The organism is Bradyrhizobium sp. Kon58, assembly GCF_055807455.1.
In genome coordinates, this window is record NZ_JBVVOT010000029.1 from 1 (window position 1) to 21871 (window position 21871).

20 protein-coding genes and 3 pseudogenes are annotated in these 21871 nt (G+C 64.8%); 11 read left to right on the forward strand and 12 right to left on the reverse strand.

All coding sequences use genetic code 11. The annotated features are described in order from the left end of the window. A pseudogene (locus tag AC0L20_RS31725) lies at positions 1 to 105 on the forward strand (succinyl-CoA--3-ketoacid-CoA transferase); the annotation flags it as partial. A 260-nt stretch (positions 106 to 365) separates the two neighbouring features. Here AC0L20_RS31725 and AC0L20_RS31730 read toward each other — a convergent pair. From AC0L20_RS31730 to AC0L20_RS31740, 3 genes are all read right to left on the reverse strand, one after another. After that, the gene (locus AC0L20_RS31730; RefSeq protein WP_473294506.1) at positions 366 to 1244 is read right to left on the reverse strand and encodes an SUMF1/EgtB/PvdO family nonheme iron enzyme; all 879 of its coding nucleotides are present in this window, start codon (positions 1242 to 1244) and stop codon (positions 366 to 368) included. 52 nt (positions 1245 to 1296) lie between these two features. After that, entirely contained in the window at positions 1297 to 2394 is a 1098-nt protein-coding gene (gene nirK / locus AC0L20_RS31735; RefSeq protein ID WP_473294507.1) for a copper-containing nitrite reductase, read from the reverse strand. A 236-nt stretch (positions 2395 to 2630) separates the two neighbouring features. Beyond that, a complete protein-coding gene (locus tag AC0L20_RS31740; RefSeq protein ID WP_473294508.1) occupies positions 2631 to 2837 on the reverse strand; it encodes a hypothetical protein in 207 nt (68 codons plus the stop codon). Positions 2838 to 2995: 158 nt separating this feature from the next. On the opposite strand from AC0L20_RS31740, the pseudogene hemN reads away from it, so the two are divergent. After that, positions 2996 to 4291 (forward strand): annotated as a pseudogene (gene hemN, locus AC0L20_RS31745) (oxygen-independent coproporphyrinogen III oxidase); the annotation flags it as partial. On the opposite strand, the pseudogene AC0L20_RS31750 reads toward hemN, so the two are convergent. Further along, a pseudogene (locus AC0L20_RS31750) lies at positions 4287 to 4643 on the reverse strand (cyclic nucleotide-binding domain-containing protein); the annotation flags it as partial. The pseudogenes hemN and AC0L20_RS31750 sit on opposite strands and share 5 nt — an antisense overlap. Positions 4644 to 4771: 128 nt before the next feature. On the opposite strand from AC0L20_RS31750, the gene AC0L20_RS31755 reads away from it, so the two are divergent. Beyond that, a complete protein-coding gene (locus tag AC0L20_RS31755) occupies positions 4772 to 5983 on the forward strand; it encodes an NnrS family protein (protein WP_473294509.1) in 1212 nt (403 codons plus the stop codon). Positions 5984 to 5985: 2 nt separating this feature from the next. On the opposite strand, the gene AC0L20_RS31760 is transcribed toward AC0L20_RS31755, so the two are convergent. After that, entirely contained in the window at positions 5986 to 7014 is a 1029-nt protein-coding gene (locus AC0L20_RS31760; protein WP_473294510.1) for an AraC family transcriptional regulator, read from the reverse strand. Positions 7015 to 7217: 203 nt separating this feature from the next. Between AC0L20_RS31760 and AC0L20_RS31765 the strand changes: the two genes are divergently transcribed. Then, positions 7218 to 7838, forward strand: a complete 621-nt coding sequence (locus AC0L20_RS31765) for a response regulator transcription factor (protein ID WP_473294511.1) — start codon at positions 7218 to 7220, stop codon at positions 7836 to 7838. Positions 7839 to 8007: 169 nt separating this feature from the next. Continuing rightward, positions 8008 to 9684: a mucoidy inhibitor MuiA family protein gene (locus AC0L20_RS31770; RefSeq protein ID WP_473294512.1), complete on the forward strand. Its 1677-nt coding sequence runs from the start codon at positions 8008 to 8010 to the stop codon at positions 9682 to 9684. Here the strand turns inward: AC0L20_RS31770 and AC0L20_RS31775 are convergent. Genes AC0L20_RS31775 through AC0L20_RS31790 form a run of 4 tightly spaced genes read right to left on the reverse strand, consistent with a single transcriptional unit; the run spans position 9681 to position 12747 of the window. Beyond that, complete coding sequence (locus AC0L20_RS31775) at positions 9681 to 10490, reverse strand: heme ABC transporter ATP-binding protein (RefSeq protein ID WP_473294513.1); 810 nt, start codon at positions 10488 to 10490, stop codon at positions 9681 to 9683. The two genes, AC0L20_RS31770 and AC0L20_RS31775, sit on opposite strands and share 4 nt — an antisense overlap. Continuing rightward, positions 10487 to 11584 carry a FecCD family ABC transporter permease gene (locus AC0L20_RS31780; RefSeq protein WP_473294514.1) on the reverse strand — a complete coding sequence of 366 codons (1098 nt, stop codon included), beginning with the start codon at positions 11582 to 11584 and terminating at the stop codon, positions 10487 to 10489. The genes AC0L20_RS31775 and AC0L20_RS31780 overlap by 4 nt, the downstream gene beginning before the upstream one ends. Beyond that, entirely contained in the window at positions 11581 to 12534 is a 954-nt protein-coding gene (locus AC0L20_RS31785) for a heme/hemin ABC transporter substrate-binding protein (RefSeq protein WP_473294515.1), read from the reverse strand. Before AC0L20_RS31785 ends, AC0L20_RS31780 begins: the two co-directional genes overlap by 4 nt. Before the next feature lie 6 nt (positions 12535 to 12540). Next, a complete protein-coding gene (locus tag AC0L20_RS31790) occupies positions 12541 to 12747 on the reverse strand; it encodes a hemin uptake protein HemP (RefSeq protein WP_473294516.1) in 207 nt (68 codons plus the stop codon). A 258-nt stretch (positions 12748 to 13005) separates the two neighbouring features. On the opposite strand from AC0L20_RS31790, the gene AC0L20_RS31795 reads away from it, so the two are divergent. From AC0L20_RS31795 to AC0L20_RS31820, 6 genes are all read left to right on the forward strand, one after another. Next, positions 13006 to 15402: a TonB-dependent hemoglobin/transferrin/lactoferrin family receptor gene (locus AC0L20_RS31795; protein WP_473294517.1), complete on the forward strand. Its 2397-nt coding sequence runs from the start codon at positions 13006 to 13008 to the stop codon at positions 15400 to 15402. A gap of 135 nt (positions 15403 to 15537) precedes the next feature. Then, complete coding sequence (gene hmuQ / locus AC0L20_RS31800; RefSeq protein WP_045002782.1) at positions 15538 to 15870, forward strand: heme-degrading protein HmuQ; 333 nt, start codon at positions 15538 to 15540, stop codon at positions 15868 to 15870. 29 nt (positions 15871 to 15899) lie between these two features. Then, a complete protein-coding gene (gene hutX / locus AC0L20_RS31805; protein ID WP_473294518.1) occupies positions 15900 to 16415 on the forward strand; it encodes a heme utilization cystosolic carrier protein HutX in 516 nt (171 codons plus the stop codon). 27 nt (positions 16416 to 16442) lie between these two features. Beyond that, positions 16443 to 17219 (forward strand): tonB-system energizer ExbB, encoded by a 777-nt coding sequence (gene exbB / locus AC0L20_RS31810; RefSeq protein ID WP_473294519.1) that lies wholly within the window; start codon positions 16443 to 16445, stop codon positions 17217 to 17219. Positions 17220 to 17222: 3 nt separating this feature from the next. After that, entirely contained in the window at positions 17223 to 17669 is a 447-nt protein-coding gene (gene exbD, locus AC0L20_RS31815) for a TonB system transport protein ExbD (RefSeq protein ID WP_473294520.1), read from the forward strand. Then, complete coding sequence (locus AC0L20_RS31820) at positions 17669 to 18499, forward strand: TonB family protein (protein ID WP_473294521.1); 831 nt, start codon at positions 17669 to 17671, stop codon at positions 18497 to 18499. Before exbD ends, AC0L20_RS31820 begins: the two co-directional genes overlap by 1 nt. A gap of 59 nt (positions 18500 to 18558) precedes the next feature. On the opposite strand, the gene AC0L20_RS31825 is transcribed toward AC0L20_RS31820, so the two are convergent. From AC0L20_RS31825 to AC0L20_RS31835, 3 genes are all read right to left on the reverse strand, one after another. Continuing rightward, on the reverse strand, positions 18559 to 19914 hold the full coding sequence (locus tag AC0L20_RS31825) for an esterase-like activity of phytase family protein (protein WP_473294522.1): 1356 nt from the start codon (positions 19912 to 19914) through the stop codon (positions 18559 to 18561). Between the two features lie 84 nt (positions 19915 to 19998). Beyond that, entirely contained in the window at positions 19999 to 20895 is an 897-nt protein-coding gene (locus AC0L20_RS31830) for a carbohydrate ABC transporter permease (RefSeq protein WP_473294523.1), read from the reverse strand. After that, positions 20888 to 21844 carry a carbohydrate ABC transporter permease gene (locus AC0L20_RS31835; protein ID WP_027519956.1) on the reverse strand — a complete coding sequence of 319 codons (957 nt, stop codon included), beginning with the start codon at positions 21842 to 21844 and terminating at the stop codon, positions 20888 to 20890. The genes AC0L20_RS31830 and AC0L20_RS31835 overlap by 8 nt, the downstream gene beginning before the upstream one ends. Positions 21845 to 21871: the final 27 nt, after the last annotated feature.

Genomic DNA, 21871 nt, shown 5'->3' on the forward strand with positions numbered 1-21871 from the left:
GGCAGCGGCGGCATGGCCCTGATCGAGCTCGCCGACGGCGTCTCGCTCGACGAGGTCAAGGCCAAGACCGAAGCCGAATTCCGCGTCGCGCTGAAGAACACGTAAGGCGGTTGCAAATACCGCGAAAATGGCCGGGGCTTCGCTCCGGCCATTTTCGTTTCAGCTTGGCGCCGCCGTGACCACATCTTCGGTGTCGTCCTGGCGAAGGCCAGGACCCATACCGCGAGGTCTATCGATCGCGGTCGGCGATAGTCCCAAGGGCTGTCAACGCGAGTCTTCACCAAACTTTGCTTAGTGGTTATGGGTCCTGGCTTTCGCCAGGACGACATTGAGGAGGCAGCGCGCACATTGCCTCCTCAATCGCATCATGACTTAACCGACCATGCCCGACCCCACCGCGCCGATACGCTTGCGACCCAGGACGTTTCCTCTCGCACCAGGCGGAAGCCGAGATTGGCAGGCGGGACGCCTTGCGCACAGCCGCCGGCGCGGGCGTCGCGGATGAAATCGGTGACATAGGCGCGGTGCGCACCCTCGGCGATACGCACGCCGCAATTCGCGGTGGGACGGCCGGCATTGCCGGCCGCGTCGGTCCGCGAGCGCACGAAGCAGGTCGAGGTCCACTCCCAGACATTGCCGGCGAGATCCTCGATGCCGTGCTCGTTCGAACCGAACTTGCCGAACGAATAGGCCGTCGTGTCGAACAGGTCGCGTTCGGATTCACGCTCGTAGCGACCGATCCAGCGCTTCGATGGATCTGCTGCGTCCACCGGAAGACCGTCATCCCTGAATCTGGAGCCGGCCGCAAAGGCCCATTCTGCGTCGCTCGGCAGGCGGTAACTGTGACCGGTCTTGCGCGAGAGCCAACCCGCATAAGCCTCGGCATCGTGCCAGCTCACCTGCACCGCGGGTCGATCGGAGGCGATTGCCACGCCGCGATCAAGCGCGCGACAAGCACCCTCCTGCACGCAAATCTGATAGTCGGAGGACGAGACCTGATGCCGCATGATGTGCAGCGGCCTCTCGAAGCGCATCGTGCGCAGCGGCGCTTCCGCTTGCTGCCCGGCACGCGTGAAATCGCCGGCCTCGCGATAGGACAGGCTGCCTGGCGCGACCCTGACGATGGCGGGCTCCGCCGCGGCGCCGTGGGTCCGGATGTCCGACACCAGCGGCGCTACCGCGATCGGCCCCGCGAGCCCGGCGGCGCAGGCGAGCAGCAGCTTCAGCTTGAATGCGATCAGCATGGTCATCCCCCCAGGGAAGAAGGGGCCGGTCATCACCGGCCCCTCGTCGCGTCTAATTGGTGTTGGGGGCCGGGATATCGGCAGGGGCCTTCACCTGCGTCATCAGATCGTCGTTCCACTTGCCTTCGACCTTGAAGTGCGCGGTGGCGCCGAGGTCGGCGGCCTCGATCAGATTGTGCGTGACATAGGCGTAAATGCCGGGCTGCATGAACTTGTACATCGCAGCTCCCGCCGAGCCGCCGCGGATGAACCAGGTCTCGAGCCCGGTCTCCGGCGCGTTGGAGAACTTGCCGGTCTCCCAGACATAATCGCCATGGCCGCCGATCAGATGCGGACGGCTGTCGCGATTGGCCTGCGAATGCACGATCAGCACGTTCTCGCCGACATTGGCGGTGAGCGCATTCTTGCCGGTGAGCGCGCCGACCTTGCCGTTGAACACCACATGGGAGGGGATCAGCTTCTTCATCACCTCTTCGGTGTCGGTGAAGGCTTCGCCCGGCGATTCATAGGACTTGAAATTGCCCTTGTCGTCGCGCGGCACGTACATGTCCTGCTCGCCGACATAATAGACCTTGTCGTATTTCAGTGCGTGGCCCTTGCCGTCGTTGAGGCCGTCGCGCGGCAGCACCATCACGGCGCCGTTCATGCCGGAGACGACGTGCCAGGGGATCATCGGGCCGCCCGGTGCGCAATGGTAGACGAACACGCCGGTCTTGGTTGCCTTCCAGCGCAAGACAACCTGCTCGCCTGGATTGACCAGCGTGAGCGCGCCGCCGCCGAGCGCGCCGGTCGCGGAATGGAAGTCGATGTTGTGCGGCATGGAATTGGTTGCGGGATTGACCAGTGTCGTTTCGACGTAGTCGCCCTCATGCACGACCATCATCGGACCCGGCATCGAGCCGTTGAAGGTCATCGCCTGGAAAGTGGTGCCCTTCTCGTCGATGACGACCTTCTTCTCCTCGATCGTGAGCGTGAACTCCACGATCCTGGGGCCCTGCTTGGTCGCTTGCTCATGCGCGTGCACGAACGGAGGAGCGACCAGCTCGACCTTCTGGCGCGGCAGTTTGAGATCGTCGGCAGCCAAGGCGGGTGTCGCCAGCATCAGGGCGGTGGCGGCGGCGCTGATCAATGCGGCTCGGCGGGTGAACATCGGAAGCATCCTTCATCTGAAATGGTCTTGATGACGGAATGCAGTGTGCGCCGATCGCGGCAAGCGTGTTTGCGCTGCGACAAGCTTTTGCCGTATTCGCCTCCGGTAAAATCCTTAGGAGTTTGTCGAAGATCGCATCGGCAATACCAAAGACGCGATGGCGCGCGACGTCAGCCGCGTCGGCCGCAAATCGTTCGCATGTTCAGTTGCGTTTGTTGCGAATGGATTGTTGTCGACTAGAGCAACTGGATCGCAATCCAGACCGTGCCCCAGACCGCGAGTGACAGCGCGGCGAGAACGGCGGCCGTGATGACCATTACGCGTACCAGGTGGCTGGCGCCAACGGTGGGCGTCGTTGGGAGGGGACGAAAATCGTCGAAGCGCGGGATATGGCCGCGAACGCCGGTGAGCCACAGAACGAGATCGAGCGCGAACGACGCCATAACCTGTCTCCAGAGGGCAATAATCAAATGTCACCATGGCGCCGATCCCGTGCGCGGACTTTGAGCGAGCGCAAGGTAGCGCACCCGTAAACGGGTAATTTCGTGCCATCGGGATGCGCCGCCCCGCTGCGCAGCATTGATTGACGAATGGGTAAGATATGAGGGCCGATCTTGCGGCGAGCTACGGCGAGGAACGACTGCCGCGCTACACGAGCTACCCGACCGCACCGCATTTCTCGCCGGCGATCGGCGAGGGCGCCTACGCCCGCTGGCTGGCGGAGCTCCCGGCGGCGGCCAGCGCGTCGCTTTATCTGCACGTGCCGTTCTGCCGCGAGATGTGCTGGTATTGCGGTTGCCATACCCAGATCGTTCGTAGAGACGGCCTCATCACGGCCTATCTGCGTACGCTGCGCAGTGAGATCGCGCAGGTGTCCGAGACGATCGGCCGGCGCATCAAGGTCGAGCACATCCATTTCGGTGGCGGCACCCCGACGATCATGGCGCCGGAGGCTTTTGCCGAGTTGATGGCGGCGATGCGCCAATCGTTCTTCGTGCTGCCGTCGGCCGAGATTGCGGTCGAGATCGATCCTCGCACGCTGACGGCCGACATGGTCGAGGCCATGCGGCTGTCCGGCGTCAATCGCGCGAGCCTGGGCGTGCAGAGCTTCGACCCCGTCGTGCAGCGCGCGATCAACCGTGTGCAGAGTTTTGAACAGACGGCTTCCGTCGTCGACAGGCTCCAGCGCGCCGGCATCAATGGGATCAACTTCGATCTGATCTACGGACTGCCGCACCAGACCGTTGCCTCGTGCCTGGATACCGTGCGACGTTCGCTCGAGCTTGGGCCCGACCGCTTCTCGGTGTTCGGCTACGCGCATGTGCCTGCTTTCAAGAAGCACCAGCGCATGATCAACGAGGCCGTGCTGCCCGACGGCCTTGCGCGCCACGACCAGGCCTGCGCGATCGCCAATGCGTTGAAGGAGGCCGGTTATGTGCAGATCGGGCTCGATCATTTCGCGCGGCCGGACGATTCCATGGCTGTGGCCTTCGAGCAACGCACGCTGCGGCGCAATTTTCAGGGCTACACGACCGACAAGGGCGAAGTCCTGCTCGGCTTCGGCGCGAGCGCGATCGGACATTTGCCGCAGGGCTATGTCCAGAACGAGGTGCAGATCGGCGCCTATGCGCAGAGCATCGCCGCGGGCCATTTGGCCACCGCGAAAGGCTATGGGCTCACCGACGACGACCGGCTGCGCGCCGACATCATCGAACGCATCATGTGCGAGTTCAGCGCCGATCTCGGCGACATCTGCGCGCGTCATGGCGCAGAGGCCGGGGCAATGCTGAAATCGGCATCGCGTCTGAAGCCGCTGATTTCCGACGGCGTCGTGAGACTGGACGGCGACCGCATCGCAGTCGCAAAGGATTCGCGCTTTCTCGTGCGCAGCGTCGCTCGACCAGTCGCGGCCATGCGGAAGTCGGCCAGATCAGCGCGACGCTGTCGTCGACCGCGATCGCCGTGGCCGGATAGCGCGCGGCTCCGATCGCCATCGCGAGACCGAACGTTTCGCCCGGCGCGACATAGCGCACCACGATCTGCTCGCCGGTCGGTGTGGTCTTGGCCGCGCGAACATGGCCGTGCAGCAGCAGGAAGAACGATTGCGCGTCCGCGCCCTGCTCGAAAATGGCGCTGTTCTTGGGATAGCGCACTGAGCGGGCCCCGCGCAGGATCTCCTCGAGGTCCTCCGGTTTGACACCCCCAAACAGCGGCAAATGCGCAACCAGCGATGTGTCGACCTTGGCCATTCCGCCTCCTTGGCGCTGGAAGTGTGATGACACCTGCAATCGTCAGGGTGTTTGCGATAGCTCAAAAACGAGCCAGCCGGACGGCAGTATTTTTCCAGGCGACGATTTGAATCGACTGGAGTTGACCCATGGCTGGCGCCCGATCCCGCAACTTTGAGGGCTGGCCGCTGTTTGCGAACAGCTTTCGGCCGTTTTTCCTGCTTGCCGCCATCCAAGCAGGGCTTTCGATCCTGGCATGGCTGCCGATGTTCTACGGCGAATTGTCGGTGACGTCGGCTTTTGCGCCGCGCGACTGGCACGTCCATGAGATGCTCTACGGCTTCCTGCCGGCGGTGATTACGGGATTCCTGTTCACGGCGATCCCGAACTGGACCGGGCGGCTGCCGATCCAGGGGACGTCTCTGGGCGCGCTGCTGGCGGTCTGGATCGCTGGCCGGGTCGCGGTGACGCTGTCTGCCGACATCGGCTGGCTGTTTGCGCTTGCCGTCGATGCCGCCTTCCTGACGCTGGTCGTCGCCGCTGCAACGCGCGAGATCATCGCCGGCGGCAACTGGCGCAACCTTCCTGTGGTGGTGCTGGTGCTCGTGCTGCTCGCCGGCAATGTCGCCTTCCACCTCGAAGCGCATTATGCGGGTGGGGCCGATGTCAGCATCCGCCTCGGCATCGGCGTGGTCGTTGTGATGATCTCGCTGATCGGCGGCCGCATCATCCCGAGCTTCACCCGCAACTGGCTGGCCAAGTTCAACCCTGGCCGCCTTCCGGTGCCGTTCGGGCGTTTTGACGGTGTGGTGATCGGGTGCAGCGCGCTGGCGCTCCTCGCGTGGATCGTCGCGCCGTTGAGCACGATCACCGGGGCGGCGATGGCGCTCGTCGGCGGGCTCCATCTGGTGCGGCTCGCACGTTGGGCCGGTGATCGCACCTTCCGCGAGAAGCTGCTCCTGATTCTCCATGTCGGCTATGTCTTCGTGCCGCTCGGTTTCCTCCTGCATGCTCTTGCCGTCTTCGGCGCGTTGCCGCCGAGCGCGGGCATCCACGCCTGGATGGCGGGCGCGGCCGGAACCATGACGCTCTCGGTGATGACCCGTGCGAGTCTCGGCCATACCGGACAGGCGCTGACGGCGTCGCCGGCGACACAAGCCATCTATGCCGCGATCATCGTCGCGGCGCTGGCGCGGGTCGCGGCGGTGGTTTGGCCTGCGCACGGCGATACGTTGCTGCACCTTGCCGCCTGCGGCTGGATCGTTGCGTTCCTCGGCTTTGCCATCGCGTTCGGTCCGCTGCTCGCCGGCAGTCGTCGCCGCGCCCTCGCCATCATGGGCGTGCCCGTCCCGGCCCGCTGAATTCAAGCCGCGGTCGCCGCGGTCGGTGATTCCAATGGCCGGACGCCTTTGCGCCATGCCGTGATGGTGCAGCCGAAGCGGCCGCGAAACCAGCGGGCCATGGCGCTCTGTGCGGAGAAGCCGAGCTGCACGGCGATGTCGGCCAGCGGCCGGCCGGGGTCGTCGATCAGCTGGACCACGAGATCGGCGCGCTGCGCGTCGTGAATGGCCGAGAAGCTGGTGCCGGCTTCGGCGAGATGCCGGTGGATGGTGCGGCGGGTGCAGGCGAGGTGCTCGGCGACGCGCTCGACCGTGCAGTCGCCGCCGGCGAGCAGGAGACGCACGACCTCGTCGACCTTCTCCTCCCAGCTTGCCGGCCGCGTCTCGATCGCCTCGATCCGCTTGCGCAGATAGCTCGCAATCAGCGGATGCGCGCTCGGGATCCGGCGCTCCATGTCGTGTGCCGACAACAGGATCGAATCGTCCTCCGCATTGAAGGTCACACGGCAGCCGTAGAACTCGCGGTAGCGCTTGCGGTCGAGCGGCGGTGGATAATGCAGGTGAACTTCCTGCGGCCGCCAATCGCTGCCGAACAGCGACTGGATGATGCGATGGACGCTGCCGAGCGCCATGTCGATCGACTGGCGCGGCGCGGTCGGCTGTCGGCCGCGCAGGTGCAGCGTGACGGTCACGGTCTGCTTGTCGTGGGTGACGTCCAGCTTCATGCCGTCGTGATGGATCGGGATGAAGCGCGAGAAGGCTTCGATAGCTTCACCAACGGTCGCCTGTTCGCGCACGATCAAGCCGACCGCGCCGAAATTGGTCAGCCCGCCGCGCTCGGCAAGCCGCAAGCCGAAATCTTCGGCTCCGGACGCCTCGGCCGACATTTCGAGCAGACGCCGCAGACCGGTGACGGCAATGGGCGTATCGGGCTTGTCGAGGCAGGCCAGCGGCAGCCTCACCTTGCGCATCATCTGTTTGGGGTCGAGCCCGACCGACCGCGCGACCTCCGGGTAGTAGCTCAAGCCCGCGCTGCGAATGAGGTCGGTCATGCGAACCGTTCCTGCCAGCCATTCCCGCAGATGTCCCGAAATGTAAAGTTTATGTCCCGATCCGTCAAATCCGGGAACCGGGTGGAACATACATAAGTGAAACCGAAGCACGGGCGTGAATGCCGTGCATATGACGGCGCGGCGCGACGAGGCCCCGCTGCCGTCTCGGACCATTTGACCAAAGACATTGCTGGATCGGAATTATGCCGGGGAACATGCTTTCCAAGGGTGAGGTATTCGTCATCGACACCGATGCCGCCTCCCGCGAACAATTGTCCACCGCGCTCCAACAGAGCGCATACCACGTGATCTGCTTCGCCGACGGCGCGTCTCTGCTCTCGGAGGCCAAGGCGCGGATGCCGGCCTGTGTGCTGCTGGAGATGCCGCCCGATCGCTCCGGTCTCGACGTGCTCAAGCGCCTGCGCGAGGAAAACTGCATGGCGCCGGTGCTGGTGACCGCGACAAACGGCAGCATCGCCATGGCGGTCGATGCCATCAGGAGCGGCGCGGCCGACTTCATAGAGAAGCCGTTCCGCACCTGCGACATCGTCGACCGGATCGATGCCGCCATCGACGAGTTCGCACAGCCCGGCTCCAGCCGGCAGCGCTGGCTGCCCGGCTGCGAACCCCTGACCGCGCGCGAAGGTGACGTGCTCGAGCATCTCGCCGCCGGCCTGACCAACAAGGAGATCGCCCGGCGCATGCATCTGAGCGCACGCACGGTCGAGGGCTATCGCGCCGGCATTCTGAGGAAGGCGGGCGCCAAGAACGTCACCGATCTGCTCCGCCGCGTCTTCGGGCAGGGTTCGTCCGCTCAGGATTAAGGGCTCCGTCGCGGGCTGACGACACGTTCCGCGGCCATGGTGCCGCCGCGGCGGCGCCCCACGGAAACCCCAATCGAACCAGTTCCTTCCCTGCCGCGTCCAACCATGTTGGCGAGGCATTGGATCGCGCGTCCGGCTGGCGGCGGCGATGACTTGGAGGAGGGACTTGATGCGCATCACCGCAAGATGTTTGGTAACGACGAGCCTGGTTCTGGTGACCACAGCATTCGCGTCGTCGTCATGGGCCGCCGAATTGGACGCCACATCGGCCATCGATACCGTCACCATTTACCCCGATGGCGCGACCGTCACCCGAATCATCGCGGTGGACCTGCCGTCTGGCGACTCGACGCTCATTGCCAAGGACTTCCCGCTTGGTCTCGACACCTCCTCGATCCGGGTGGAGGGTGAGGGGGGAGCGAAGCTCACCATCGGCACGATCGATGCGCGAACGCCGCGTGCGGCGCCGGTCAATTTGCCGGAGCTGGACAAGCGCATCGAAGCACTGAACGACCAGCGCGCCGACCTGCAAGGCGCGATCGACTCGGCCAATGCGCGGCGCAAATTCGCGGAGCATTTTGCGGAAGCGTCGCCCGCGGGGATCGGCGACAAGGGCGAGGCGCGGCCGATTGCCGAATGGCGCACGGCCTTTGCCACCGTCGGCGAGGAAATTGCGAGCGCCGATACCGCTGTTCGCGACGCCACGCGCAAGATGCGCGAGATCGATCGGCAGATCGCTCAGCTCGAAGTCGAGCGCAAGGCCAAGCCGCCGAGCAAGCTCGAAGTCCGCATGGACATCGCCGCGCCGGCAGCAACCAAGGCGACGTTGAGGGTCACCTACAATGTGCGCAATGCGCGCTGGCTGCCGCTCTACGATGCCCGCCTCGACACCGGCGCGAAGGATCGCAAACCGCAGCTCGAGCTTGTCCGCCGTGCCGAAGTCACGCAATCAACCGGCGAGGACTGGTCCAACGTCACGCTCGGCGTCTCCACGGTCCGCATCGGCCGCGGCGGCAGCGCGCCGGAGCTGAACTCGCTCGTTGCACAATATCCGCAAGTGCCGAGGCCGCGGGCGCTGGGTTCGCTTTCGGATTCGGCAATGCCTGCGGCGGCGCCAATGCAGCAGCGAAAGATGGAAACGTCCGCGGCCAAGGCAGCCGACGATATCCGCGAGCGCGCCGAGGAACAGCAGGCGGTCGCCGAAATCGGTGACTTCCAGGCTACCTACAAAATTCCCGGCCGCGTCAGCCTCGGCGCCGCCGAGGGCGCCAAGAGCCTGCGCATCGCTTCGATGACCGTGCCCGCCGATCTCATGGTGCGTGCGGCACCGGTGATGGACCCCACCGCCTTCCTCGAGGCCAGCTTCAAGCAGGTGGACGACACGAATCTGTTGCCGGGTAAGGTCGCAATCTATCGCGATGGGACCTTCGTCGGCCGCGGCAAGCTCTCGGCTTCGGCCAAGGACGATGTCGTGCGGCTCGGCTTCGGCGCCGACGACAAGGTCAGGATCGAGCGCGCGGTGCTCAAGCGCAACGAAGGTTCGGCCGGTCTCCTGGTCACGACGTCGAAGACCGACGAGCGATCGTTCAAGACGACGATCCGCAATGGTCACGACTTCCCGATCAAGGTCGCGATCGAGGATCAGTTGCCGGTCAGCGAGAACGAGGACATCCTCGTCGAGATGCTGCCTGCGACCACGCCGCCGACCGCGAGCAACATTCGCGACCGCCGCGGCGTGCTCGAATGGTCGTTCGACGCCAAGCCCGGTGAGGTCAAGGACATCAATTTCGCCTGGCGCATTCGCTGGCCGAAGGACAAGAGCATGGTGATCGTGCCGGCGGGCTAAATGTCCGGCAAAGGCGGCGCCGCGCGCATCGATTGCGGCAACACGTAAGGTACGCCGTCGTCAGCCTGATGGACGACGGCGTCGATCTCGAAGATGTCGCGGATGGTCTTGCGTGTGACGATTTCGGCGCGCGGGCCGTCGGCGACGAGCCGGCCGCGGTTCAGCACGACCAGCCGATCGGCAAATCGGATCGCCAGGTTGAGGTCGTGCAGGATCGCGACGACGGCGGTGCCAGCCGCCGCACGGCGGCGCGCGGCTTCGACGAGGTCGATCTGGTGACGCAGGTCGAGGCTCGAGGTCGGCTCGTCCAGCAGCAGAAGGCCCGGTCCGTGCTCGGCCTCGCCGCAGGCAAGCTGCACCAGCACGCGGGCGAAATGGGCACGCTGCTGCTCGCCGCCTGACAGCGTCGGCAATTGCCGTTCACGAAATTGCGTAAGGCCAACCTCGTCCAGTGCGGCATCGAGGAGTGGACCGGGATCGCGCAAGCTGCGGTCGCCCGCGCCCATCAGCACGATCTCTTCGACCGTGAAGGGGAAGGTGACGTTGATATGCTGGGACAACATCGTGCGGCGCGCGGCGAGTTCGCGCGGCGTATAGCTGCGGAGATTGCGCTGCTTCAGTCGCACCTCGCCTTCGCTCGGGCGGAGGTCGCCGGAGAGCAGCCGCAGCAGCGTCGACTTGCCGGCGCCGTTCGGGCCGATGATGGCGATCATCTCGGCGGCCCCCACGCTCAGGCCGACGCCATCGAGCAGCCTCGCGCGGCCGGCGCGCTTGCCTAAAGCACGTGCTTCGATGACGGCGCTCATAGCGAGGCGAGCCCCCGCTGCCGCAACAGAATCCCCAGGAACACCGGGGCGCCGACCGCGGCGGTCAAAATGCCGATCGGCATCTCCGCCGGCGCCACGATGGTGCGCGCCAGCGTGTCGGCGCCGACCATCAGGATCGCGCCGAGCAGCACCGAAGCCGGCAGCAGCAGGCGGTGCGCGGGGCCGATGACGAGACGCAAGAGATGCGGCACGACGATGCCGACAAAGCCGATGACGCCGCTGATCGACACCGCAACGCCAGTCATGGCGGAGACCATGACGATCGAGATCCGCTTCAGGCGCTCGACATCGACCCCGCCGTGAAAGGCGTCGGCCTCGCCAAGCACCAGGAGATCGAGACCGCGCGCGATGTAGGTGCAGGCCGCGAGCCCGACGACCAGGATGGGCGCGAGCACGGCTGCCTTGGTCCAGGTGGCGCCGCTCATCGAGCCCAGCAGCCAGAACGTGATGTCGCGGAGCTGGCGGTCGTCGGCGACGAACACCAGCAGACCGATGCCGGCATTGGTGATCGCGGTGATGGCGACGCCGGCGAGCAGGAAGATCGCGATCGAGGTCCGCCCCGAGCGGCTGGAGATGCCGTAGAGGGTCGCGGTCGTGACCAGCGATCCCGCGAAAGCAGCAAGCGGCAGCAGCTCGGTCTGGAGGAAATGCAGCGTCTCGCCGAAGCGCGAATCGGTGAAGACGATGGCACTCGCGGCCGCGAGCGCGCCACCGCTGGAGACGCCGACCAGCGCAGGATCCGCGAGAGGATTGCGAAACAGCCCCTGCATGATCGCGCCGGCCGCGGCGAGCAGGCCGCCGACCATCGCGGTCGCCGCGATCCGGGGGATGCGGATCGACCACAGCACGAGCTGGTCGCGGGCGGTCATGGCATCGGCGGCGGCGTTGCCGGCAAGGCCGAGCGCGGCAGGCAGCCGCGACAGGGGAATGCCGGCCGCGCCGACGGTCAGCGCAACGGTTGCGATAACTGCGAGCGCCGCGAGGAGCAGGGGAAGCGCAATCGACGCGAACCTCCGTCCGTTGCCGGCGCGTTGCCCAGTGCTACGCACTCCGGTTCCGATCGCGAGAGTCATTGCCGGCAATTCGCCGCCGACAAGGCGGAGGCGAACGCGCCACCCTGGTCGGACAATGCCGGATAGAGCTTGACGGAGAGATCACGCGCCGCCGCCGCGGTGCGCGGCCCGAAGCCGAGCAGATAGAGCCCGTCCATCGTGATGAAACTCTTGTTGGCCGCGACCGGCGTCAACGCAAAGCCGGGATGGGCATAGATCGCGTCGGCCTGGAGTGAGTCCTTGCCCCGCTCGATCGACAGCACGACATCGGGTTTCGCCGCTACGATCGCTTCGTCGCCGATGATCTTGTAGCCGTCGTAGTCGTCAACGGCGTTGGCGGCGCCCGCGAGCTGGATGATCTCGTCGGCAGCGGTCTTGTGACCGGCGACCATGGCGCGTCCGTTCTGGAGCGACATCACGAACATCACGCGAACCGGCTTCGTCACCTTGGCACGCAGTGCGCGCAGCTGCGCGAGATCGGCGCCGACCGCGGCGCTCAAGCATTCGGCGCGCGCGTCGACGCCCATGGCATGGCCGACCATTTTTATTTTATCGATCAGTCCGTTTTCGGAGAAGGTCTCCGGCACCAGCACCAGCGGCACCTTCGCCGTCTCCAGCAGCTCCATCGTTTCGCGCGGGCCCGACCCCTGGATCGCCAGGATCAGTGTGGGGTTGAGGCCGAGCACGCCCTCGGCCGAAATCTGGCGCATGTAGCCGACATTGGGTTTGTCGCGCAGCGCAGCTGCCGGATAAAGGCTCGTGGTGTCGACGCCGACCAGCCGGCTCTCCAGCCCGAGCGCATAGAGAATCTCGGTGATGGCCCCGCCGATCGAGACCGTCCGTGCAAAGTCGGCGACAGCGACATCGCGGTTGCGCGCGTCATGCACGGTGATGGCGGCGGCGTGCGCGCTGGACCCGAGCGCGATTGTGCCGGAGAGCAGGAGACACCTGAGGGTGCGACAAAATGCCATTGCAGATTACTTCGTCAGGATCAGCTTGTTCTGCGAGGTCAAACGCAGGCGATAATTGTCCTCGCCATGCGCGATGATGATCTCGCGCTCGGCCGCAAACAGCTCGCGGCTGTCGATCCGGCTCCCTCGCATGGTGAGGATTCTCGTTGTTGCGGAAGGGCTTTGTGTCGGCCCCGCCGCATCGCCGCCGCCGTCTCCGGACGTTGCTGACATGTTAGGTGTGATGCGCTTTCGAAATTTCAGATGCGTCTTGCTTGTATAAGCGGCGCGAAGCGCTTTCCAACGGCGACGATTTACAATCGATATAAACTGCAACCTGATGTCATTGACCGTCGAAGTGTTGCCACGTAACCAATTATGGCAGCGGACAGCTTGTCCGCGTCTCGAGAACATCAGCCAGCCAGTCGTTCGCCTTGCGAACGCACGCCAGCCAAACGACTCCAAGAAAGTAAAGTGCAGGCTGGGGCTGATATGGCTGACGGGGCTAGGTATTCGCGCGCCCTTATTTTGGGCGCGTCGGTGGTTTCAATTGCGGCATTGGTGACGGAGAGCGGCCTTGCGCAGACGGCTCAGCCGCGAGCTGAGAGCGTGTCGCCGGAGCGGCCGAAACAGGCCAAGCGCAAGCAGGCCAAGCCGCCGGTCGCGCAGCAGGCGGCGCCTGATGTCATGAACGCCCGCGCCCAGGCTGGCGGCGCTGCACCCGTTCAAGCGCTCGACACCATCACGGCCGCGGCCTCAAAGACCGAGGAGCGTGCCGTCGATGCGCTCGCGCCGGTCAGCGTCGTGACGTCGGCGCAGATCGAGGCGCGGCAGGCCAGTACTGTCGGCGATCTCATCTACAACGTGCCGGGCGTGTGGGTTCAGAATCGCGGCGACGAGCCGTCGACCTCGATCAACATCCGCGGCTTGCAGGATTTCGGCCGTGTCGCTGTCGTTGTCGACGGCGCGCGGCAGAACTATCAGCGGACCGGTCATTTCGCGAACGGCTCGTTCTTCCTCAATCCCGAGCTGATCGGCGGCATCGACATCGTCCGTGGCCCCACCGCCAATATCTACGGCTCCGGTGCGATCGGAGGTGTGGCGTCGTTCCGTACCAAGGACATCGAGGATGTCGTGCGCGCCGGAGAGCGATGGGGCGTGGACGTCAAGACCATTCTTGGCAGCAATTACGGGCGTGCGCTCGGCTCGGCCTTCGGCGGCGTCCGCGTCAACCCTGACGTCGACGTGTTCGCAGGCGGCACCTACTCCACGCAGGAGAACTACAAGGATGGCACGGGCTTCGAGGTCGCCAATACCGGCAATCGCCTCACGAGCGGCATCGCCAAGCTGACGGTGCGGCCTGCGGATGGGCACGAGGTCCAGCTCGGCACGATCTTCCAGGAAGACATCTACCGCGTGGGCCAGCCGCCACGGCGCGCCGGTGATCCCAATTCGACCAATGCGAGCGGCACCAACAATCTCGGTGGCACGTCGATCTACGCATCCAATGTCAAGAACTACACCACGACGCTCGGCTGGAAATATTCACAGCCAGACAACCCGTGGGTCGATTGGGACGCGAAGGTGTACTGGAATCGCACCGAGAACGATCAGGTCAAGACCGCGCATACGAGCATAACGCCGTCGGTCTATTGCGGCGGCGTGCCCGGCAATGCCGTGTCCGGCTGTATCGGCAGCAATCGCGGCTATCTGCTCGATACGCTTGGCGTCGACGTGCACAACACGTCGCGGTTCGAGACCGGAAGCTGGCGTCACGCGTTGACCTACGGACTGGATGCGTTCCAGGACAAGGTGTCGTCGCGCGACACCACCGGCACGTCGGAGGTCACGACGCCCGGCGGTCAGCGCACGGTCTCCGGCGGCTTCGTGCAGTGGAAGGCGAACTATACCTCGATGCTCGAGGTGATCGGCGCGCTCCGGTACGATAATTATCAGCTTTCCTCGACTTCCTCGTCGTCCGGTGGCGATCGCCTGTCGCCGAAGATCACGGTTGCGCTTGTTCCTACCGCGGTCGTGACGCCGTATGTCAGCTATGCCGAAGGCTATCGCGCTCCATCGATCACGGAGACGCTGGTCAGCGGGCCGCATTCGGGTGCCACGATCAACGACTCCTTCTTCCGCTGTCCGTCAGGCACGCCGGGACCGGGCGCGGATTCGACTTTCTGCTTCGTGCCCAATCCGAACTTGCGGCCCGAGGTCGGCAAGAACAAGGAGATCGGCTTCAACATCAAGAAGAATGACCTGTTCACTCCGGGTGATACGCTGCGCGGCAAGATCAACGTGTTCCGCAACGACATAACGGACTTCATCGATCAGGTCGCCTACGGAAATCCCCTGGTCGTTCCCACCGGTCCGCCGCCGGCACCGAGCCTCACCGTGCTGCCGTTCCTGCAATATCAGAACGTGGCGTCGGCGCGCATTCAGGGCGTGGAAGCCGAGGCGATGTACGACGCAAATCTCTGGTTCCTCGGTCTCTCCGGCACGTATCAAAATGGCAAGAACCTGCAGACGGGGTTTGGCCTGTACAGCGTCCCGCCGCAGAAGGTCACCACGACCGCTGGCGTGCGCCTGCTCGACCGAACCCTGATCCTCTCGGTGATGTGGACATCGGCCATCGCCAATTACGACATCCCACGGAGCTACACTCCGGCGACGTCGTACGATCTCGTGAATCTCTATGCTCAATATCAGCCGACGTCGGACCTCACGCTCAATTTCTCGGTCGAGAATCTCTTCAACCGGTACTACCGGCCTTACGCGGTTCCGGTCGGCAGTACCGGCGATACGCAAAACGACGTGAAGTGGGCGAGCGCCGGCGCGGGGCTCGTGATCAAGGGAGGCCTCAAGTACCACTTTGGCGGCACCTAAAGAGACTGCCGGCTATCCCGATGGGGGGCCGCATCGGCCTCCAAAGCCACGCCGATGTCCCCGGCGTGGTTTCGGCGCGTTCTGAAGACCCGGTCGGCGTTCGCCGATCTGCATGACTGACAGGAGAAGAGTTGAATGTTCATCGCCATGAACCGTTTTCAAGTGAAGAAGGGCGCGGAGACCGCGTTCGAAACCGTCTGGGCTACCCGCGAATCCTATCTCGGCAGCATGCCGGGCTTCGTCGAGTTTCATCTCTTGAAGGGCCCCGAGGCCGAGGATCACACGCTCTATTCCTCGCACACGACCTGGGTCGACAAGGCGGCGTTCGAGGCCTGGACGCGCTCGGACCAGTTTCGTCGTGCCCATGCCCGCGCCGACAATCCAACCGGCGAGAGCCTCTATCTCGGTCATCCCAAATTCGAAGGTTTCGAGGTGATCCAGAGCGAGCGCAAGGCCGCGGCCGCTTGAGGCAGCGCGAAGCACGAAAGGAGCTGGACATGCTGAGCACGGATCCCGCCGATCTCAAGGCGTATATGGCCGACAACCCCGGTGCGGTGATCGAGGACGTCGCGCGCGAGCGCAAGGTCACGCCGCGCGCGGTGATCGAGGCGCTGCCGTCGTCGATGGTTCGGATGGGGGGCGGCGAGCATTTCGCCGCCGCCATGCAGGATATCGCCGCGTGGGGCGAGGTGACGCTGATCGTCCACACGGATGACGCGATCTTCGAGTTCACCGGCGCGATTCCCGCAGGCGAGATCGGCCGCGGCTATTTCAACCTGATGCAGCCGAAGGGCCTGCACGGCCATCTCCGGCACGAGCGTTGTGCGGCCGTGGCCTTCGTCGAGCGTCCCTTCATGAGCAAGACTTCGGCCTTCGTCGCTTTCGTCAACGCGGACGGCGGCATCATGTTCAAGGTCTTCGTCGGCCGCGACGAGACCCGGGCGCTGCGTGCGGATCAGCTCGTGCGGTTCCGGCAGCTCGCGGATCGGATCGCGGCATTGCCCGCGGCATAGCTTCGTTTTGTCTGTCGGGAGATCAGGATGCAGAGCAATTCCAGGCTGCGGCACGCGATCGTGACTATCGTGCTGGCGCTCGCGCCGGCGCCCGCCTTCGCGATCGACGAGGCGCTGTTGCCGCGCAATTTGTCGCCCTGGGGCATGTTCGTCAGCGCCGACATCATCGTGAAGACGGTGATGGTGGGGCTGGCCGTCGCCTCGCTGGTGACCTGGACCGTGTGGCTCGCCAAGTCCATCGAGCTGCGCCGCAAGGGCACGCTCGCCTTGCAGCGGACGCGCGCGCTTGAAGGCAACATCAAGCTGACCGAGGTGGCAGAACAGACCGGCGATGCGCGCGACGCCGTCGCCCAGCTCATCCAGTCCTGCGCGAAGGAAGCGGGGCTCTCCGGCGGCATCCTCGACGACGGCCTCCAGGAGCGCGTCGCGTTGCGGCTGGAGCGGGTCGAGGCCGCGATGTCGCGGCAGATCGCGCGCGGCACCGGCGTGCTCGCGACCATCGGCGCAACGGCGCCGTTCGTCGGCCTGTTCGGCACGGTCTGGGGCATCATGAATTCATTCATCGGCATTTCCGAGAGCCACACCACGAGCCTTGCGGTTGTCGCGCCCGGTATCGCGGAAGCGCTGCTCGCGACCGCGCTCGGCCTCGTCGCTGCGATCCCGGCGGTCGTGATCTACAATCACCTCGTCCGCGGCATCGCCAATTACCGGGCGCTGCTGGGCGATGCCTCGGCGCAGCTCATGCTGCTGGTGAGCCGGCAGCGCGATCACAGAGAGTTCCGCATGGCGCGGGCGGCGGAGTAGGCCATGGCCGCGAAGCTCGGCGCACGGTCGGGATCGCCGCTCAAGCGCGGCGACCCAGGTGATCTCGACGTCACCCATGAGATCAACGTCACGCCGTTCATCGACGTGATGCTGGTGCTGCTGATCATCTTCATGGTGGCCGCCCCACTCGCCACCGTCGATATCGGCGTCGAGCTGCCGGCGACCGCGGCCGAGCCGGCACCGCGGCCGGACAAGCCGGTCTTCGTCACCGTGAAGCCCGATCTCTCGATCGCGGTCGGCGAGGACGTCGTCGCCCGTGATGCGCTCAGTACCTCGCTCGATGCCGCCACCAAGGGCCGCAAGGACGAGCGCATTTATCTGCGCGCCGACAAGGCCGTCTCCTATGGCGACCTGATGGAGGTGATGAACAGCTTGCGCAACGCCGGCTATTTGAAAGTTGCGCTGGTCGGCCTCGACGGTCGCAGCTGATGGCCGCGAACGCCTTTGCCCTGCACGAGCCGCTTGGCGAGCGCGAGGGCGCGCGATGGAGCGTAGCGGCAGCGGTGATCGTGGCGTTGCATCTCGGGGCCGCGATTCTTGCGACAAGCTGGCTCAAATCGCAGCCCGAGCAGGGCGTCAGCCTACCGGCGATTATGATCGACATGGCGCCGGTGACGTCGGCACCGCAGTTGGTGCAGGACGACGTCGCGCCGGGACCGGTGATGCAGGAGGCCGACGCCTCGCCGCCGGAGCCGGTGCAGCAGCGGGCCGCCGAGGAGACCATCGCGCCGACGCCGCCGCAGCAGAAACCGGATGTGGTCGCGCCGCCGGAGCAGAAGCTCGAGCCCACACCGGCCAAGCCCGAGCCGGCGAAGATCGTGCCGATCGAAAGGCCTGCGCCGGCGAAGCCGAAGCTGGTCCGTCGCGAAGCCAGGAAGCCGTCGGAGGCCATCCCTGCACCGCGCACCAGCGCTCCGCCGCGCGCCGAGCGTGAGGCGCCGATGGCATCCGCGATGAGCGCCGGCGCGGTGGCCTCCGTGATCGCATCCTATAATCAGCGGGTCCGCGCGCATTTGATGCGCTTCCACCAATATCCGTCCGGCGGCGGCGGTCAGCGCGGCGTTGCCAGGCTCAGCTTCACCGTCAGCCGGAGCGGACAGGTTACGTCCAGCCGGCTCAGCGGTTCGTCCGGCATTGCCGCGTTCGACGCCCAGGCCATGTCGATGGTCCGTCAGGCCGCGCCATTTCCGCCGATCCCGGACGAGATCAGGAACGGCGCGATGAGCTTTACGATTCCGGTGGAGTTTACGGTGCGATAAGCCCTCCGCTGTCATGCCCCGGCTTGACCGAGGCATGACCGCGTTGAGAGAGCGCTGGCTTACTTCGCCTTCAGAAAATCCGCGACATCGAGCAGCATGAACTCGTCGTCGTCGGCCTTGTTGGGATCGCGGCTGGACGAGAACGGCAGATTGTTGTCGTTGCCGACGATGATGTGGGTTTCGTCGACACGATCGACGTTCTCGATGGTGAAGAACGGGAAGGTGTAGACGCCGTCATTGAGCGGGTTCTTCGCCTTTTTATCGGGATCCCTGATCTTCAGGAGGTCGATATAGCCGATCTTGCGCACGGGCTTGCCGACATTGGCGTCGGTGAGCTCGATCTTGTAGACGCGCTTGAACTTGGCCACGTCAGGGAAGCAGTTCTCGCCGCGGGTGCCTTGCGGGCAGGCCTTGTCGGGCGTGCCTTCGCCATTGTCGCGCTCGATGATCAGGCCGCTCGCCGGGTCGATCATGTTGAAGTCGCCGATGGCGTTGCCGTTCTGCTCGAACACATACTGCCAGTAGCGGCCGGTGAACTTCTCAGCAGTGACGTCGAATTCGAGGATGCGCGAGGCTTCCTTGCCGTCGACCTTCTCCCAGTCCTTCTTCTCGGCATCCCACAGCGGGCCCTCGAGCAGGCCGTAGAGGAATTTGCCGTCCTTCGAGGCGGCGAAGCCCTCATAACCCTTGGAGCGTCGGAGGTTGACGTTGGTGTAGGTCGCACCCGGGGCGCCCGGGGTCGCCACCGCCCAATGATCCGGCGATCGCACGGGCTTGCCGTCGGCGACCGTCTCGAATACGGCCAGAATCTTGCCGGTCTTGTCGGCCTTCAGGATGTAAGGGCCGAACTCGTCGCCGATCCAGAAAGTGTCGCCGATAATCTGGAAACCTTCGGTGTCGAAGTCGGAGCCGGTGAGGTAACGCCTCTCGGTGTCTTCATGCACGATGCGGAACGGCACGCGTCTGTCGGGATCGTGCAGGAACACGGTCTCCAGCCGCTCGATCTTGCCGCCGGCCCAATCCATCTTGTAGCGGTTGAGGTACAGCATCGAATCCGGCGAATTGGCGCGCGCGCCCATGCCGTTGTCGGTGATGACCCAGAAGGTGCCGTCGCCCATCGACTTGATGCCGGAATGGCCCTGCAGCGGCTGGCCCTTGAACGGCAGCGACACGCCGGTCGCACGCTCATAGGACTTGCCCATCACCGTGCCGAGCGCGTCGACCCGCTTGCCGGTGGTGTATTTGCCGGATGTCTTGAGATCGGCGGGCGCGTCAGCCGGCGCGTCGATGAACGTAGCAGCCGGCATCACCACATGGCCGGCGAGCTTGGCGGGGAATTCGCCTTCGCTCTGCGCGAGCGCGGAGCTCGCGGTAAGAATGATCGTTGCGACGGTGCCAAGAAAAGTCGCTCGCATGTGCGTCTCCTGTTAATGGAGGACGTCTTATGCGGACCGCGCATTGCAGTTTTGTGAAACCGGGCCAAACGCCGTTGCCACGAGTTACTCCTTGACCGCCCCCGTCAGCGACGACACGTAATAATCGACGAACAGCGAGTAGAAGATCGCAACCGGCAGCGAGCCGAGCAGCGATCCCGCCATCAGCGCGCCCCACTGGTAGACGTCGCCGGTGACGAGCTCGGTCAGGATCGCGACCGGCACCGTCTTGTTGGCGCCGCTCTGGATGAAGGCAAGCGCGTAGATGAACTCGTTCCAGGACAGCGTGAAGGAGAAGATGCCGGCAGAGATCAGGCCGGGCACCGCCAGTGGCAGCGTGATCCGGCGCAGGATCTGGAGCCGTGTGGCGCCGTCCACCAGCGCGCATTCCTCGAGCTCGTAGGGGATCGACTTGAAATAACCGATCAGGAGCCAGGTGCAGAACGGCACCAGGAAGGTCGGGTAGATCAGGATCAGGGCCAGCGGTGAATCGAACAAGCCGAACTGCACGACCACGGTTGCAAGCGGAATGAACAGGATCGACGGCGGCACGAGATAGGCAAGATAGATGCCGAGGCCGACATAGGGACTGCCGCGGAAGCGCAGGCGCTCGATCGCGTAGGCGGCCAGCGTGCTCGCGATCAGCGACAGCGTGGTCGCGCCGACCGCAACCAGCATCGTCGTCCATAGCCAGCGCGGATAGGCGGTATTGAACAGGAGGTGCTTGATGTGGGCCAGCGTCGGCGAGGAGATCCAGAACGGATTGTGTTCCTTGTAGTTCATCAGCTCCGCGTTCGGCTTGAACGACGTGATCGCCATCCAGTAGAACGGAAACAGGAGGATCAGCACGAAGCAGCCGAGCGGCAGATAGATCATCATCAGCCGCCGCAGCCCGGAATCCCAGGCCATGGTATCCGGCGGTGTGGTGGCGACGGCAGCCGGTTGGGCGGCGGTATCAGTCATTGCTCTCTCCCTGCTGCCATTTGCGGCGCGCCAGGCCGAAATAAGAGAACAGCGTCGCGAACACGAGGAACGGGATCATCGACACCGCAATCGCCGCGCCCTCGCCGAGCTCGCCTCCGGCAATGCCGCGCTGGAAGGCCAGCGTTGCCAGCAAATGGGTCGAGTTGCCCGGGCCGCCACGGGTGATGGCGTAGACGAGCTGGAAGTCGGTGAAAGTGAAGATGATCGAGAAGGTCATGACGATGGCGAGGATCGGCATCATCATCGGGAAGGTGATGTAGCGGAAGCGCTGCCAGGCGCTGGCGCCGTCGAGCATTGCGGCCTCGTAGAGCGAGGGCGAAATGGTCTGCAGGCCCGCCAGCAGCGAGATCGCGACGAAGGGAATGCCGCGCCAGATGTTGGCGGCGATCAGCGAGAAGCGCGCCGGCCAGGGCGAGCCGAGAAAGTCGATATTGGTGGTGCGCCAGTGCAGCACGTCGACCAGCAGGTAGGAGATGATCGAGAACTGCGGATCGTAGATCCACCAGAACGCCAGCGCCGAGAGCACCGTCGGCACGATCCAGGGCATCAGGATGATGGCACGCAACAGGCTCTTGAACGGAAAATGGTTGTTGAGCAGCAGTGCCAGCCAGAAGCCCAGCGCGAACTTCCCGAAGGTCGCGATCCCCGTGTAGACCACGCTGTAGAACACCGCGTTCCACCACAGGGAATCGGTGAGCAGATACTGGAAGTTCTCCAGACCGACGAAGACGCCTTTTCTGCCGATCGTGGTGTCGGTGAAGGCGAGCCAGATGCCGAGACCCAGGGGATAGGTCAGGAACACCGTGAGCAGCCCGATCGCGGGTGCGAGGCACATCACGATCAGGAACGGCTTGTAGTCGAACAGGCGCACCAGCCAGGAGGGCTGCCGTCGTGCGAGGGCGAGAGTGGGAAGTGTGGTCACGGACATCGGGTCGTTGTCCTGTCGTTGAATGCC

Coding starts and splice junctions, on each gene's coding strand:
- hutX (WP_473294518.1), top strand. CDS start 15,900: ATGCTGAGCACGGATCCCGCCGATCTCAAGGCGTATATGGCCGACAAC.
- hmuQ (WP_045002782.1), top strand. CDS start 15,538: ATGTTCATCGCCATGAACCGTTTTCAAGTGAAGAAGGGCGCGGAGACC.
- nirK (WP_473294507.1), bottom strand. CDS start 2,394: ATGTTCACCCGCCGAGCCGCATTGATCAGCGCCGCCGCCACCGCCCTG.
- AC0L20_RS31730 (WP_473294506.1), bottom strand. CDS start 1,244: ATGCTGATCGCATTCAAGCTGAAGCTGCTGCTCGCCTGCGCCGCCGGG.
- exbD (WP_473294520.1), top strand. CDS start 17,223: ATGGCCGCGAAGCTCGGCGCACGGTCGGGATCGCCGCTCAAGCGCGGC.
- AC0L20_RS31825 (WP_473294522.1), bottom strand. CDS start 19,914: ATGCGAGCGACTTTTCTTGGCACCGTCGCAACGATCATTCTTACCGCG.
- exbB (WP_473294519.1), top strand. CDS start 16,443: ATGCAGAGCAATTCCAGGCTGCGGCACGCGATCGTGACTATCGTGCTG.
- AC0L20_RS31755 (WP_473294509.1), top strand. CDS start 4,772: ATGGCTGGCGCCCGATCCCGCAACTTTGAGGGCTGGCCGCTGTTTGCG.
- AC0L20_RS31795 (WP_473294517.1), top strand. CDS start 13,006: ATGGCTGACGGGGCTAGGTATTCGCGCGCCCTTATTTTGGGCGCGTCG.
- AC0L20_RS31785 (WP_473294515.1), bottom strand. CDS start 12,534: ATGGCATTTTGTCGCACCCTCAGGTGTCTCCTGCTCTCCGGCACAATC.
- AC0L20_RS31790 (WP_473294516.1), bottom strand. CDS start 12,747: ATGTCAGCAACGTCCGGAGACGGCGGCGGCGATGCGGCGGGGCCGACA.
- AC0L20_RS31820 (WP_473294521.1), top strand. CDS start 17,669: ATGGCCGCGAACGCCTTTGCCCTGCACGAGCCGCTTGGCGAGCGCGAG.
- AC0L20_RS31765 (WP_473294511.1), top strand. CDS start 7,218: ATGCCGGGGAACATGCTTTCCAAGGGTGAGGTATTCGTCATCGACACC.
- AC0L20_RS31830 (WP_473294523.1), bottom strand. CDS start 20,895: ATGACTGATACCGCCGCCCAACCGGCTGCCGTCGCCACCACACCGCCG.
- AC0L20_RS31760 (WP_473294510.1), bottom strand. CDS start 7,014: ATGACCGACCTCATTCGCAGCGCGGGCTTGAGCTACTACCCGGAGGTC.
- AC0L20_RS31775 (WP_473294513.1), bottom strand. CDS start 10,490: ATGAGCGCCGTCATCGAAGCACGTGCTTTAGGCAAGCGCGCCGGCCGC.
- AC0L20_RS31780 (WP_473294514.1), bottom strand. CDS start 11,584: ATGACTCTCGCGATCGGAACCGGAGTGCGTAGCACTGGGCAACGCGCC.
- AC0L20_RS31835 (WP_027519956.1), bottom strand. CDS start 21,844: ATGTCCGTGACCACACTTCCCACTCTCGCCCTCGCACGACGGCAGCCC.
- AC0L20_RS31770 (WP_473294512.1), top strand. CDS start 8,008: ATGCGCATCACCGCAAGATGTTTGGTAACGACGAGCCTGGTTCTGGTG.
- AC0L20_RS31740 (WP_473294508.1), bottom strand. CDS start 2,837: ATGGCGTCGTTCGCGCTCGATCTCGTTCTGTGGCTCACCGGCGTTCGC.